This is a genomic window from Thermoactinomyces daqus, assembly GCF_000763315.1.
In the GTDB taxonomy this organism is placed as follows: domain Bacteria; phylum Bacillota; class Bacilli; order Thermoactinomycetales; family Thermoactinomycetaceae; genus Thermoactinomyces_A; species Thermoactinomyces_A daqus.
In genome coordinates, this window is the sequence record NZ_JPST01000019.1 from 1 (window position 1) to 13,361 (window position 13,361).

13 protein-coding genes are annotated in these 13,361 nt (G+C 48.5%); 4 read left to right on the plus strand and 9 right to left on the minus strand.

Going from position 1 to position 13,361, the window contains the following annotated elements:
- Positions 1-78 precede the first annotated feature (78 nt).
- Positions 79-924, minus strand: coding sequence for an AlbA family DNA-binding domain-containing protein (locus tag JG50_RS0109160; RefSeq protein WP_052154151.1), 846 nt, complete (start codon positions 922-924; stop codon positions 79-81).
- A 143-nt stretch (positions 925-1,067) separates the two neighbouring features.
- Between JG50_RS0109160 and JG50_RS18805 the strand changes: the two genes are divergently transcribed.
- Together JG50_RS18805 and JG50_RS0109170 are read left to right on the plus strand one after the other, a co-directional pair.
- The gene (locus tag JG50_RS18805; RefSeq protein ID WP_052154152.1) at positions 1,068-1,529 is read left to right on the plus strand and encodes a hypothetical protein; all 462 of its coding nucleotides are present in this window, start codon (positions 1,068-1,070) and stop codon (positions 1,527-1,529) included.
- Positions 1,530-1,892: 363 nt separating this feature from the next.
- Positions 1,893-3,959 carry a thioredoxin domain-containing protein gene (locus JG50_RS0109170; RefSeq protein ID WP_081943811.1) on the plus strand — a complete coding sequence of 689 codons (2,067 nt, stop codon included), beginning with the start codon at positions 1,893-1,895 and terminating at the stop codon, positions 3,957-3,959.
- 28 nt (positions 3,960-3,987) lie between these two features.
- Here JG50_RS0109170 and JG50_RS21065 read toward each other — a convergent pair whose 3' ends face one another.
- Positions 3,988-4,224 (minus strand): carboxypeptidase-like regulatory domain-containing protein, encoded by a 237-nt coding sequence (locus JG50_RS21065; RefSeq protein WP_370589200.1) that lies wholly within the window; start codon positions 4,222-4,224, stop codon positions 3,988-3,990.
- Positions 4,225-4,479: 255 nt separating this feature from the next.
- The gene (locus JG50_RS0109180) at positions 4,480-5,436 is read right to left on the minus strand and encodes a trypsin-like serine peptidase (RefSeq protein ID WP_033100837.1); all 957 of its coding nucleotides are present in this window, start codon (positions 5,434-5,436) and stop codon (positions 4,480-4,482) included.
- 570 nt (positions 5,437-6,006) lie between these two features.
- Here JG50_RS0109180 and JG50_RS0109185 point away from each other — a divergent pair.
- Positions 6,007-7,920, plus strand: a complete 1,914-nt coding sequence (locus JG50_RS0109185; RefSeq protein ID WP_033100838.1) for a heavy metal translocating P-type ATPase — start codon at positions 6,007-6,009, stop codon at positions 7,918-7,920.
- A 96-nt stretch (positions 7,921-8,016) separates the two neighbouring features.
- Here JG50_RS0109185 and JG50_RS0109190 read toward each other — a convergent pair whose 3' ends face one another.
- The 4 genes from JG50_RS0109190 to JG50_RS0109210 form a co-directional block, all read right to left on the minus strand.
- Positions 8,017-8,538 (minus strand): Fic/DOC family protein, encoded by a 522-nt coding sequence (locus JG50_RS0109190; protein WP_152568533.1) that lies wholly within the window; start codon positions 8,536-8,538, stop codon positions 8,017-8,019.
- Positions 8,539-8,643: 105 nt separating this feature from the next.
- Positions 8,644-8,865 carry a hypothetical protein gene (locus JG50_RS0109195; RefSeq protein WP_033100840.1) on the minus strand — a complete coding sequence of 74 codons (222 nt, stop codon included), beginning with the start codon at positions 8,863-8,865 and terminating at the stop codon, positions 8,644-8,646.
- A gap of 324 nt (positions 8,866-9,189) precedes the next feature.
- Positions 9,190-9,372, minus strand: a complete 183-nt coding sequence (locus JG50_RS0109205) for a YhzD family protein (protein WP_232330858.1) — start codon at positions 9,370-9,372, stop codon at positions 9,190-9,192.
- A 68-nt stretch (positions 9,373-9,440) separates the two neighbouring features.
- Entirely contained in the window at positions 9,441-10,247 is an 807-nt protein-coding gene (locus JG50_RS0109210) for a mechanosensitive ion channel family protein (RefSeq protein ID WP_033100843.1), read from the minus strand.
- 94 nt (positions 10,248-10,341) lie between these two features.
- Between JG50_RS0109210 and JG50_RS0109215 the strand changes: the two genes are divergently transcribed.
- Positions 10,342-11,538 (plus strand): MFS transporter, encoded by a 1,197-nt coding sequence (locus JG50_RS0109215; protein ID WP_081943813.1) that lies wholly within the window; start codon positions 10,342-10,344, stop codon positions 11,536-11,538.
- 5 nt (positions 11,539-11,543) lie between these two features.
- On the opposite strand, the gene rnz is transcribed toward JG50_RS0109215, so the two are convergent.
- Both rnz and JG50_RS0109225 read right to left on the minus strand, forming a co-directional pair.
- The gene (rnz, locus tag JG50_RS0109220) at positions 11,544-12,488 is read right to left on the minus strand and encodes a ribonuclease Z (RefSeq protein WP_033100844.1); all 945 of its coding nucleotides are present in this window, start codon (positions 12,486-12,488) and stop codon (positions 11,544-11,546) included.
- Positions 12,485-13,324, minus strand: coding sequence for a Cof-type HAD-IIB family hydrolase (locus JG50_RS0109225; RefSeq protein ID WP_033100845.1), 840 nt, complete (start codon positions 13,322-13,324; stop codon positions 12,485-12,487). The genes rnz and JG50_RS0109225 overlap by 4 nt, the downstream gene beginning before the upstream one ends.
- Between the last annotated feature and the right edge of the window lie 37 nt (positions 13,325-13,361).

The following is a 13,361-nucleotide window of genomic DNA, read 5'->3' on the forward strand; positions in this document are numbered from 1 at the left end:
TGGCGAAAATCCAAAGAAAAACCTCAGCCAAAAGTCACACGCATAAGTTGAACGCCGACTTTTTCTGACCGTGGAAATTTACACATAATTTTGGACTTGATCTTGATATGTAGCATCCTTTATAAAATTTTGAACGCACTCTATTGCTTTCTTTATTTGTTGCTCGATAGGACCGTTTATAGTAATAGGTTTTCCTTCTAAATATTCTCTTTTGTATTCTGTATCTGTTGTTCTCAAACGATATACCTTTATGGCGCATCTTGTATCTAGTGATGCTTGTGGTTCCTCATCGAACAATAAGATACAACCTACATTAGGATGGTAAGAACCATTTTCGCTTCTTTGTACTAATTTCTGCTTTCTTAGAAACTTCTCTTCGCTGAGAGAAGTTTCAACTCTTTTCATATAATCAGATAGATATCTTGATGTGATGATATCGTCGATTTCTACTTCCTGAATAGAAACTTTTTCGTAATTGTAATGCCCTTTTGAATACGAGAGTTTTATAATTTTCTCACCTTTTATTTTTTTTGAACTGGCGTTCAAACGGATATAGCACTCTTCATTTGCTGTATAATGTACTCGTGGGCTTTTAGGAATCAGCAGATGTAAAACAAAACCATATTTTCCGAAATCAAGAAATTCGATATCGACATTTTCTACACTTGGTTTGGTTGTTTCCATTAAAGTTGAAATAATATCGTTAGCATCTTCGATGTTTTTAAAGCCAATGATTCTTTCTCCAGTAGATTTCTTATCCTCTATTCCTATATAAATCTCACCTCCGTCTGCATTTGCAAATGCAACAAAATGTTTTTGAAGATCAGATGGTTTTATGCGAATACTTTTTATTTCGTGGAAATGATCTTCTTGTAATTCAAGTAATTTCTTTTTTTCTTTGGATGTTATCTTTCGGATTTCCAATATTGAGTTCCACCTTTCATCAAAATCATCTTATAAAATTGATAATAGTGAACTGATCAATCATTAATTATATTATATTTAAAATTTGGATATTATTATGAAAATAATACCTGCCTTTTTTATATGGAGGTGGAAGGGATTTAATGCGTAATTTGATCATCATTTTCTTTTCTATTTTCGTTTTGGCAGGGTGTACAATGCATGAAGAATCAAAGAAAACCAATATCGTAAAAGTCGATGATCGAGCCTTTTTCATTTCAGATCAGCAATTTCCTGAAAGAGCATCGTTCTTTCGAAAAGCTTTCAGAGTAACGAAGACCGCTGCTTGTACGTTGGATCGTAAAAATGCAGGAGCCAGAAACAAAGAAGCGTTAAAGAGCTATCCACCAAAGGATGGATTTGATCGGGTGCAGTGGCCGCTTGCCATTTGCAGGGAAGGCGGGGCCGGCGCTTATGTTGAGTATATTGAGAGTGAAAAGAATGAACAGGTTGAGAAATGGTTACAAAAAGAGTTAAGTAAGTATCCTGATGGTACACCTCTTTTCTTTCACATAGGAGATCGTCCGAAGATGAATATCATAACAGATCAAAAGGAACGAAATTAGTATGAAGCACTCTTGCTTGAAATAAGTTTCCTTCAAACAATCCGTGCTTTAAATAGTAGGAAGATGAAGAAAAAATGAGCTTTTATCTGTCTGCTGATTTGTTTGAAGGTGATCATCCCGCATGGGATCAAGTTTTATGAGAACGAGGGCGGTTTAAATCCGAATTTAAACTGGGAGTGCTCTTGTTTCGATTAACGCAATTGCCGATACAACTGGGAGATATTCCTGAGAAGTGAATTGGGGTGTGGACAGACAGCAGCTTTGAAGTTGATTAAACCATAAAGCGAGCCTTCATGTTGAGCCTCGCTTTTTCTTTATGGTAAGATAAACCAACTGAGTTTGGAAAAGTGGAGTGATCTTTCCGTGAAAAAAGCCAACCGATTAATCAACGAAAAATCTCCTTACCTTCTGCAACACGCCTATAATCCTGTCGATTGGTATCCATGGGGACCGGAAGCATTTGAGAAGGCAAAACTGGAAGACAAACCGATTTTTCTTTCGATCGGCTACAGCACTTGCCATTGGTGCCATGTGATGGAACGCGAAAGTTTTGAAGATGAACAGGTTGCGAAGGTATTAAATGAAAATTTTGTTTCGATCAAGGTGGATCGTGAGGAGCGTCCGGATGTGGATCACATCTACATGACGGTGTGCCAGGCGATGACGGGACATGGCGGTTGGCCGCTGACGATCATTATGACGCCGGAGCAGAAGCCGTTTTTTGCCGGCACTTACTTTCCGAAAGAGAGCCGGTACGGACGGACGGGCCTGATTGAGCTGCTTGAACGGGTGGCACGGCTTTGGAAGTCGGAGCGCAAGCGGGCCGATGAGATGAGCGGCCGGGTCACGGAGGCGGTGCAAGCTTATCTTGCTCCCGATGAAGCAGGGGAGTGGGGCAAGGAATTGTTTGATTATGCTTTTGAACAATTTGCCAGTCAATTTGACGAGGTGTATGGCGGATTCGGGGATTCCCCGAAATTTCCGCGGCCGCACGATTTCCTCTTTTTGCTGCGGTATTGGCGGCAGACGGGTGAAAATGAAGCGTTGCGCATGGTGACGTCTTCACTTGCAGCGATGCGAAAAGGGGGTATTTTTGATCATCTCGGTTATGGATTTGCGCGCTATTCCGTTGACCGGGAATGGCTGGTTCCCCATTTTGAAAAAATGCTGTACGATCAGGCGCTCTTGGCGCTCGCTTACATAGAAGCGTTCCAGGCGACGGGTGAGAAAAGCCATGCGGAAGTGGCGAGCGAGATTTTTACTTATGTCCTGCGGGATATGACTTCCCCGGAAGGCGGTTTTTACTCGGCGGAAGATGCGGATTCCGAGGGAGTGGAAGGGAAATTTTATGTCTGGACTCCCGGGGAGATTCAGGAAGTGCTCGGACCGGAAGAAGGGGCGTTCTTTTGTGAAGTGTACGGAGTGACGGAAGAAGGGAATTTTGAACACGGTACATCGATTTTGAACCGGATTGGAGTTTCCCTGGAGGAGATGGCAAAACGACGCGGTTTGTCTGTGGAGGAGCTTAACCGGAAGCTGGCCGAACAGCGGGAAAAATTGTTTGCCGTCCGGGAGAAGCGGGTTCATCCGTACAAAGATGATAAAATCCTCACTTCCTGGAACGGGCTGATGATTGCGGCACTGGCCCGCGGCGGCCGGGTTTTGGGAGAGACGGAGTATACGGATGCGGCCGTGCGTGCGGTGGAGTTTATCTTTAACAATCTGACCCGGGAAGATGGCAGGTTGCTTGCCCGTTTTCGCGATGGAGAAGAGAAATACCCCGGTTATCTGGATGACTATGCTTTTTTGATTTGGGGTTTAATCGAGCTGTATGAGACGACATTCCAGGCAAACTATCTCACACGGGCCATTTATTTGACCAAAAAGATGATCGAGCTGTTTGGCGATGAGAAAAATGGCGGTTTTTATTTTTACGGAAAAGATGCGGAGACGCTTTTGGTCCGGCCCAAAGAGATTTATGACGGAGCGACACCTTCGGGCAATTCGGTGGCTGCTTACAATTTGATCCGGCTGGGAAAATTGACTTCGGACGAGCAGCTTTTGAAGGAGGCGGATCGCCAACTTCGTGCTTTTGCCAAGGCGATTGATTCCTCGCCGATTTCCCATTCCTTTTTCTTGATTGCCATGATGTTCGCCCAGGGGCCGAGCAAGGAGATCGTCATTTCCGGACGTCCCAATGATGTCGATACGAAGGAAATGATTCGGATGGTGCAGCGGGCTTATCTGCCGGAAGCGGTGATTGCACTGCAACCGCGGGGAGATTTGGCGACGACGATGAAAATTTTCATTCCCAATGTGAAGGAGAAAGAGCCGGCGCAAGCGGAAAAGCCTGCCGTTTACATCTGCGAGAATTATGCTTGCCAGGCGCCGATCAGGGAGATAAAAGAATTGAAAGAAGCGCTCAAATAATAAAAGGGACAATGAAGGGCACAACCGATCAAAAAGGTTGTGCTTTTTTCTGTTCCCTTCCCGGGATCATCTTGATGTGGAACTTTTTCTTTTGAGAGGCTTCGGTTTGGACGATTATATAAGTCGGCTGATACCCGTTTTTTTGGAAACGGAATTGATAACGGCCGGGAGGAACGTGCCATGCAAAACAGCCGTTTCGGTCTGTATAAACTGCAATGTCCGGGATCGGTCCGGCTGTTTTCCCGGCCGGTTCCGGAAAGACCAATACATGCTCCAGGGGAAAGCCATGATGATCGGTGACTTGACCGCTGATGGTGCTTTTGCCCTCATTGGCAAAGAGGGACGCGGAGAAGGGGAGGAGAAGAAGAAAAAGGAAAAAGAGAGTGTAACAAGCTGATGAATAGCGGGAAAATGTCATGGTTGGCCCAAACTCCTTTTGCCAAAAAGGTGTCCGCCAACATGAGAAAGCGCTTGGCGGACATCCTTCCTGTGTCGATTCAGGAGGCCGGAAAGCCCCTTTTTACTGTTGTCGCCATAGATTCAGGTTATTAAACACTTCCTGGGTGATCCTCGTTCCGCTATTATATCCGTTGTACCCGTAAACACCATTGGTATGGATCGCGATGGAGCATACCCCGCATCCCCGGGAATTTTCCTGATAGACCGGGGAACCGCTTTGTCCTCCATATGTATCGTTTGAATAATAGAGTTTGTACGCTGTGGATTTGCGAATCTGATCCCTGTCTTCCCATTGCGTGCCGTATTCTTTATCGCCGGGATAACCGCTAAGATTCTCGGGCGTTCCGTCCAGCGAACCGCTTTTCCAGCGATAACCGAACCAACCGGCTGAATCTCCGATATCCCAATTCAATTTGATCGCGCCATAATCGTAGGAGCCGTCTCCATCTTCCGTCCACCCGGTCACGGAATAGAACGTTCGGGCTTTGGCTGAGCCATAAGGAAGGTCGTTCCCGTTTCGGCCGGGGTACACATTGGCGAAACTGGCCCATTTATGTTTGTTTGGATCATATACACAATGTCCGGCGGTCACAACCGTATCCGGGCTGATCAGCCAACCGGTGCAGCCGCCGATATCGCTTTCAATTTTTACGATGGCACTGTAAGGATAGACGGAGGGATCCTGCACTTCGGTTCGTTCATCCTGTCCGATGACAGATTCCTCTCCCAAGTGTCCGGCAGATTGGTTCGATGTTCTTGAAGAAGATGGGGCGAATTCATGGATGCGTTTGTTCGTTCCCGGATGTCCTTTTACATAGGCTCCGTTTTGCGTCTGAATCACATCATCAGGCTGACCGAACACGGTGCGGTAAGAACCGTCACTGGAGACGGGGGTATGGGGGGAGTCATTGGCCGCAGACGCTTGTCGGATCGGAAGAACGCTTGTCAATGGAAGCAGGGTTAACCCCAGAAGCGCTGTTGCCATGATCGTTTGTCGCAAGCTGAATTTGTGTGACATGAGCAAATCTCCTTCCCAGTTTATGACTGTCACCGAATATTATAAATAAAACCAAAATTAGGGACAATTGGACATTCTTGTATAGACGGAGAAAATAACGGAAAAGTTGCATGTTGAAATAAAAACGAATTTGCATTGAATTATTTTTTATTTATGAATTAGTTTATTTTTCGTTTATTAAATACTGTTAAATCCAAATGATTTAACCCGAAGCTGCGGAACGCATGGATGAAAACGGGCAAGAAAATTTCTATTTTTGGACAAATTTATCGGCCTTTTTGCTTCTCCGGGCAAAGTTTCCGGTCAATCAGATGGTTCGCTCCCCTCTCCCAGTTTTTTCATCTCCGACATAGATGCCCGTTTTGAAAAACTCCTCCTGAGGGGATTTACTTTTAATGATTATCATATTATAATTATTATAAAAATGTTAACCTGAACAAACTTATTTGCAATCAATCAAAAACGAGAATCGTTTTCAATGGATGTGTGCGGCTCCGGCAAGCGGGGTCGCTTCGCTTGTTTTAAGGTAAATAAAAATGATCATTATTCTCAAAAGGCGGTGTGGCGAATATGCAAATGGAGGTCTTGCCGGATAAACGGCATGCAACAGTCTTCACTTGGCTTCATAATTGGGATTGGAAACGACATATGGAGATGATGGCTGCCGTAATTTGCGGTGTTTTGCTGTTCGTGGCCTGGTGGATGCAAAAAGAGAGATTGGGGCTGGCGCTTGCGTTGTTCATCGCTGCTTATGTGATCGGAGGATTTGCCAAAGCAAAAGAGGGGGCCGCCACCCTGATCCGGGAGAGAGAACTTGATGTAAATCTGCTCATGTTTGTGGCCGCGATCGGAGCAGCGGCAATCGGCTATTGGCTGGAAGGCGGCATGCTCATCTTTATTTTTGCGGTCAGCGGTGCCTTGGAGAGCTATACCTTGGCCAAAAGCGAAGGGGATCTGTCTTCGCTGATCAAACTGAAACCGGAACAGGCCCGCTTATGGACGGAGGATGGCGAAGAACACCTGGTGCCGGCAGGTCAATTGAAACAAGGGGATCTGATTCTGGTGAAACCCGGTGAACGGATCGCGGCGGACGGGATGATCAGAAAAGGAGTGTCATCGGTACATGAAGCGGCGATTACCGGCGAAGCGATGCCGGCAGAGAAAAAGGAAGGCAGCGAAGTGTATGCCGGGACGACCAATGGGGAAGGTTCCCTGATCATTGAAGTGACGAGGGCGGGGGATCAGAGTGTGGTCGCCCGGATGGTCCGGCTGATTGAACAGGCGCGTTCGGAAGTGCCGCCTGTGCAAACGAAGATTGAGCGAATCGAAAAAATCTATGTGAAGGCGGTATTGCTGCTGACTGGTTTGCTGATGCTTTTGCCCCCTGTTTTTTTTGACTGGTCGTGGAAAGAGAGCTTATACCGTGCGATGATTTTTCTGGTCGTCGCATCTCCCTGCGCCTTGGTCGCCTCCATTTTGCCTGCTCTGCTGGCGGCGATTTCAAACGGCGCGCGGCAAGGAATCCTGATCAAAAGCGGGAAGCAACTGACCAACCTGGCCGGCTTGAAGGTGATCGCTTTTGATAAAACGGGCACCTTTACGGCAGGACGTCCGCAAGTGACGGATATACGGCCTTTCGGAGAATGGTCGGAAACGGAACTGCTTCAGGCTGTCGCCTCGATTGAAGGGTTGTCCGAGCATCCGATCGCCCGGGCGTTTGCGGAATATGCAGCGGCCAACGGAGTGAAACCGGAAAAAGTGGAATCCTTAACGGCGCATCCCGGGAAAGGAATTGAAGCGGAGTATAAAGGGAGCCGTTGGTTTATCGGGAAACCGCGTGCATTTTCCGAGCAAAACCGGGAGGTCGGCGAAATCGTCCGAAAATGGGAGGATGAGGGGAAAACCGTTATTTTGGCGGCAAAGGACGGGGAGATAGCCGGTTGCTTCGCGCTGCGCGATCAGATTCGGCCGGAAGCGGCAGAGATGGTGCGCGAATTGAAAAAGCAGGGGATTCTCGTGGCCATGTTAACCGGCGATCAAAGGAAAACCGCAGAAGCGATCGCCGAAGAAGCGGGAGTTGATCTCGTCTTTGCCGATCTGCTGCCGGAAGAAAAAGTGCGGTTGGTCGAGGAGCTAAAAGAGACATACGGTGAGGTGGCGATGGTAGGGGACGGTGTCAATGATGCTCCTGCCCTCGCCCGTGCGGGAACCGGATTTGCCATGGGAGGAGAAGGGACGGATTTGGCTCTGGAAACGGCCGATGTCATCATGATGAAAGACGATCTCTTGAAAATCCCGTATTTGATCAGGATGGCGAAAAAGCTGAACCGCGTCGTAAAGCAAAACGTGATCTTTGCTTTATCGGTGATCGGTCTGCTGGTGGCGGCCAATTTCATCCATTGGATGAATCTGCCGTTTGGCGTGGTGGGGCATGAAGGAAGTACGATTTTGGTTATTTTAAATGGACTACGTTTGTTGAAGTGAACTACAATGAAAAGGGAGAAGCTGACCGAATCCGGCGTTTCTCCCTTTTTGCTGTCTTCAAAACTTTTAAAGAAAAAACGTTGGTTGTGATGGTTATCAATTTCGGCGGTAAAAGCGGATCAGTTCGGCATTTGGTTTTTCATTTGCCAGACTTATCTGAATCATGCGGACCAATTTAGCCCGCGACCGGTGTGCTGATTCAATCATCGCTTCCAACATGGCATCGGCGTCAAGCGCATACCAGTCAATCTCATAGCCTGTATTCAAACCCAGACAGCGAATGAACTCCCGCTGAGCCCGTCCGTTTCCCTCGCGAAAAGGGTGAAGCATGTTGATCTCCGCGAGATAATAGGCGGCCCGGTCGGAGAAACTTTCGGCATCCAGTCCAGTCAGATACCTCTCGGACCGGAGTTCGGCAAAGATTCGTTCTGCTTGGGGACGAAGGAAATAAGGCAAACAAAAAACGGTCGGAGGTTTTGAGATCGTTTCCGTCCGGAGTTGACCTGCCCACTCGTACACATCTTGAAAGAGATACCAATGGATCCGTTGCAGATGGAGTAGATCAAAATGGCCGAGGATCGGTGACTCCATCAACTGCACCAGGCGTTTGGAAGTCATCAATCTCTCCCAGACAGCGAGTTTCTTCTGATCACGCAGGCCTCGTTTATTTTTCAAGATCGTTGTACCGGGATAAAAGTAAGGAGATTCCTTCAATCTCTGGTACTATCCTTTCAGTGCAAGCTCCAGTGCCTTGCGGTCATATTCTTCTTCGGAGATTCGCCCTTCGCAGTAAGCGAGGAGTAGTTCTTGTTCAGGTTTGCTCAGATGAACGCCTTCATGTTTCAGTGTCCCAACGGCCCCCCGGAACTTCGCTTTTGGCGATATCTGCTTGGGAGAGTCGGTGATTTGGTTGGCAACGCCCATTTGAGTTGGCATCCTTTCCATTTTGAGGTTCACCTCTATTTTATCATTTGCGGCCGGGGACCAACAATGTTCAGCCGCCCCGTTTACGGCACGTTCCTATTATAGGTGGGAGGGGATGTCTCTTATACCCGGAAACACGATGCAAAAAAAAGGCACAGATCTTCGGATCTGCCAGCTTGTTGACAAAGTTACGAAACCAAGGACTGCCGGGGCCGGGTGTTTTTCCTTGCTCCCGTTTCTACTGTCGCAAAAGCCACTGCTGAAAAACACCCATGCCCTCCTCTGGCGTTGTTAACAGTTTTGCAGATCTTCCTGAACTGCGCGCAATCGGCGATGATGAACATATTACTTCAACTGATGGGATTTAAACGCGACCAATCTCCCTGTTGTATGGAAAATGCGGTGAGGTTTGGTCACGTGGCCGTGTTTCGTCAGCCAAGCATAGCCTTCCTTTTTGGCTTCTTCGTCCGTTTTCGCCTTGAGTGCTTCGTCGAATAACACTTCTCCCTTTTCATCATAAACGGTCATATGGTACACGACTGGCTCACCTCATCTTTTGTGTGAGTTGTGTGGCAAATCAAATTTATTATAGCATGTCAAAGTGAAGCATTCAGTTTGATCTGCGCCTGATCAAGCGCTTTTTTCAGATCTTTTCTCATTTCCCGCTCGACTTCGCTTTTCTTCTCATTTTCGGTTTGGGCGACGACACGAATCATCGCTTCAGTAGTGCTGATCGTTTCCACCCCCAGCACTGTCGGGCCGTTTACAATGCCGGCCATCTGCTGTTTGAGGCGGTTGCATTCCTGTTCCAGAACGGAAATGGCCCGGTCGAGGTCCGCATCTGCCGGGATGGGGAGATCGACCTGCGCCTGTTTAAACCCGCGTGAATGGTTGGTGAGCGATTTTACATCCCGGTTGAGGACAAAGTGAAGGTCCCCGTCACTGTCACGCAGTTTCAGCACGCGCAGACCGACATGCTCCACAGTGCCGGAATATCCGTTCACGGTAATTTCCTCGCCGACATGAACCTGATCTTCCATCAGCATAAAAAATCCGGTAACGATGTCGGCGACCAAATCTTTGGCCCCAAAGCCGATCGCCAGGCCCAGGACGCCGGCACTGGCCAAAATGGCAGAGATATCAATGCCGAATTCTTTGAGTACGGTAACCGCGGCAATAAAAAAGATTACATAGGTGGATACGTTGATCAACAAGCTTTGTATCGTTTTCAGGCGCTGCTGCGTTCCTTTGTTCAGCCGCTTGCTCTGATTGGTCAGGCGAATGATGATTTTGCGGATGACGGAAAGAGCGATCAGTGAGATGACAATAATGAAGATGCTTGCGAGCAGGGAATCGAAGATTTTGGTGAAATCGATGTGAATCCAATTGGATAAATCAGGCATAAAAAAGTTCTCCTCCTTGTTGCGCATTCGGATTGAACGGTCTATAATCCTCTTCATGATATTTTGATTGTAGAAAAAGGGAGGTGCTGAATCGATGGTCGAACGGTGGTCGATTGCACGGTTTCGCATATTGGTGCTGATCGTCTGTGTTGCCGGGATGACCCAGGGATTGCTCATTCCGCTCCTTACCACTTTACTTGACGAGCAGGGAATAAATCCGGCCGTCAACGGTTTGAGCGCAGCAGCTCTTTATATCGGAATGCTCATCGCTTCGCCGTTTGGGGCAAGGGTGGTGAAGCGGAAAGGATTGAAATGGACAATTTTGTTTGGTTTGTGCACAGTGGGTGGAGCGACCATTCTGTTTCCTCTCTCGTCCAATGTCTGGATTTGGAGTTTCCTGCGTCTTGTTGTCGGAGCAGGTGACAGCTTATTGCATTATGCGACCCAGCTGTGGATTACGACAACCGCTCCTGCCGTACAAAGGGGAAAACGGATTTCCCAGTACGGTTTTGCCTATGGGCTCGGTTTTGGCATCGGCCCTCTCGGCATGAATTTGCTTGTTTTTGGAAAGTTTATGCCGTTTTTGGCTGTCCTGGCCGTTTTGGGCATCTCTCTTTGCTTGTCGCTGCGTCTCGATAATGGAAGCCTGCCGGAGTCGGCAGAGGTTGCTTCCGGGAAAAGGCAGCGGAACGGGGCGCAATTGCGGCGAATTTATCTGACGGGTCTGGTTGCGCTGTGTCCTCCCGTTTTATACGGTTTTCTGGAAACGGCGCTGTCGGGAAACTTCCCGGTGATCGGTTTGAAAGAAGGTCTCTCCAAAGGATGGATCTCCATCCTGATCTCCGCCTTCGTCTGGGGGAGCTTGCTGTTGCAGGTACCGCTCGGAACGCTGGGAGACCGGATCGGCCGTAAACGAATCCTGATCGCGACCTGCTGTTTGGGTTCGCTCGGGATGTTTCTGATTCCTCTGTTGCTTTCAAATGTTATCTATCTGTTCATCGCTTTTACATTGATCGGAGGCTTCGTCGGTTCTCTGTTTTCCCTCGGCCTTGCTTATGCCACGGATCTTTTGGCTGCCGACGATTTGCCGGCAGCCAATGCGATTGCCGCCATGCATTTCAGTGTCGGCAGCATCCTCGGCCCCTATCTGGGCGGTTATCTGATCGAGTGGTTCGGGAGTCCGGCGTTGTTTTGGTTTATCGGCAGTTCGCTTTTGGTTTTTGTTCTGTTGGCGCTGCTGTATCCCGTCACGCATAAGCAGGAGGAAATCGTTCGGAAGAAAGCAGTCTAGAACGATTACGTCTGTTTCTGTTTAACTTCGCGCACCGGCAATTCATACTCGAAGCCGTCATGGGCGAGCAGCGTTTGCGGAAAGACGCTTCTGGCTTCTTCGAGCAATTCGGCACAATCTTCCTCTTGAAAGCGGGAACTGATATGATTTAGAATGAGACGTTTTGCTCCGGATTGTTTGGCCACTTCCGCCGCCTGGGTGCAGGTTGAATGAAAGAAAGAAAAAGCCAACTCTTCCTGTCCGGCCCGGTAGGTCGATTCATGGATGAGTATATCTGCATTGCCTGCGAGTTCGAATGCGGTCTTTGTGACGCGGGTATCACCGAGGATGGCGATGATTCTTCCCGGTACTGGCGGAGACAGGAACTCTTTGCCGTCGATGTGCCGCCCGTCCGGGAGCAAAACCGTTTTTCCTTCTTTCAATTCTTTGTAAACAGGACCGGGTGGAACGCCGATTTCCTTGAGGCGCTTGGCATCGAGCCGCCCGGGCTGTTCTTTTTCCATCAGCCGAAAGCCGAATGACGGGATGCCGTGATCCAATTTCTTGACCAGAATGGAGAACGCTCCTTCCGTAAACCGGCTGCCGTCGGCGATTTCCTCCACCTTCAGCGGATAGCGGAGGAATGTCCGGCTCGTTTTCAGAGAGATTTCAATGAATTCGGCCAATCCCGGGGGGCCGTATACGGTCAGCGGTGTTTCCGCTCCCTGAAAGGAACGGCTTCCTAGGACTCCAGGCAAGCCGTAGAGATGGTCCCCGTGCAGGTGGGTGATCCAGATGTGGCTTACCTTACTCAGCTTTACAGGTGAAACAAGTATTTGATGCTGGGTTGCCTCTCCGCAGTCAAACAGCCAGGTTTGTCCTCCGTATTCCGGCATGACCAGGGCGAGGGAAGAAACGTTGCGCATTCTGGAAGGAACCCCCGCGCCGGTACCGAGGAAATAGAAGATCATCCCTTTTGCATCCTTTCTTCATCAAGACCGCTTTCGGTCGCCTGTCTGTTCCGGTTAAAGTCCAGGACCCACCTGGCTGCTTCGGCTACGGAATGCACGATATGAGCCGCTTCTTTTTGCACAGCCGGGTCGGCACCAGCCATGGCAAAGCTGTGCGGAGTCATCCGGAGCATGGAGATATCGTTAAAGGAGTCACCGATGCAAGCGACTTCCTCAGCTTTCAGGCCCAACCTGTCGATTAATTTTTCAATGGCAGCACCTTTGGAAATCCCGTACGGCATGAAATCGATGCAATCTTTGTCGGAAATAAAGGTGTCCAATTGTCCGCGGTATTTGGTGTTAATGTGTTGTTCCAGTTTTTTGATGGTTTCGAGATCACCAAAAAAACAGAGTTTGCTTGGAAGGATCGAGTGACCGATTTGTTCCGGCACATGCGGATCTTCTTTCACCGGCATCTTCATGCGTTGTTCAATCGCCCGGATCTCCGGGGTTTTGGCCTTCACGAGCATGTCGTTTTCCTGATTGATGAAACAAGAAAGTCCGAACGGGAGTGCCTCCTGGTACAGTTGACGCGCGAGTTCACCGGGAAACACGGCGGAACTGAGCTTTTCATTTTCCGTCGTATAGAGAAAAGCGCCGTTTTGACTGATGCGGTGGGCATTGATGCCAATTTCTCCCGCGATGCGCGTCAGTTCTTTATCCATGCGGCCTGATGCGAGGCAGAGGATCACCCCTTCGCGCTCCAATGTCCGCAGGGCGGCCTGATCGGCTTCCGTAACGCGCTTTTCATGGTTAAGTAAGGTGTTGTCCAGATCGCTGACAAATAATCGAATCATGCTATACACTCTTTCTATGTCTTTTGTTCCACCGGTA

What these genes read in the sequence shown, in the direction of transcription:
- JG50_RS18805 (WP_052154152.1), top strand. Translation starts at nt 1,068, where the DNA reads ATGCGTAATTTGATCATCATTTTCTTTTCTATTTTCGTTTTGGCAGGG.
- JG50_RS0109180 (WP_033100837.1), bottom strand. Translation starts at nt 5,436, where the DNA reads ATGTCACACAAATTCAGCTTGCGACAAACGATCATGGCAACAGCGCTT.
- JG50_RS0109185 (WP_033100838.1), top strand. Translation starts at nt 6,007, where the DNA reads ATGCAAATGGAGGTCTTGCCGGATAAACGGCATGCAACAGTCTTCACT.
- JG50_RS0109190 (WP_152568533.1), bottom strand. Translation starts at nt 8,538, where the DNA reads ATGACTTCCAAACGCCTGGTGCAGTTGATGGAGTCACCGATCCTCGGC.
- JG50_RS0109195 (WP_033100840.1), bottom strand. Translation starts at nt 8,865, where the DNA reads ATGGAAAGGATGCCAACTCAAATGGGCGTTGCCAACCAAATCACCGAC.
- JG50_RS0109205 (WP_232330858.1), bottom strand. Translation starts at nt 9,372, where the DNA reads ATGACCGTTTATGATGAAAAGGGAGAAGTGTTATTCGACGAAGCACTC.
- JG50_RS0109210 (WP_033100843.1), bottom strand. Translation starts at nt 10,247, where the DNA reads ATGCCTGATTTATCCAATTGGATTCACATCGATTTCACCAAAATCTTC.
- JG50_RS0109215 (WP_081943813.1), top strand. Translation starts at nt 10,342, where the DNA reads ATGGTCGAACGGTGGTCGATTGCACGGTTTCGCATATTGGTGCTGATC.
- rnz (WP_033100844.1), bottom strand. Translation starts at nt 12,488, where the DNA reads ATGATCTTCTATTTCCTCGGTACCGGCGCGGGGGTTCCTTCCAGAATG.
- JG50_RS0109225 (WP_033100845.1), bottom strand. Translation starts at nt 13,324, where the DNA reads ATGATTCGATTATTTGTCAGCGATCTGGACAACACCTTACTTAACCAT.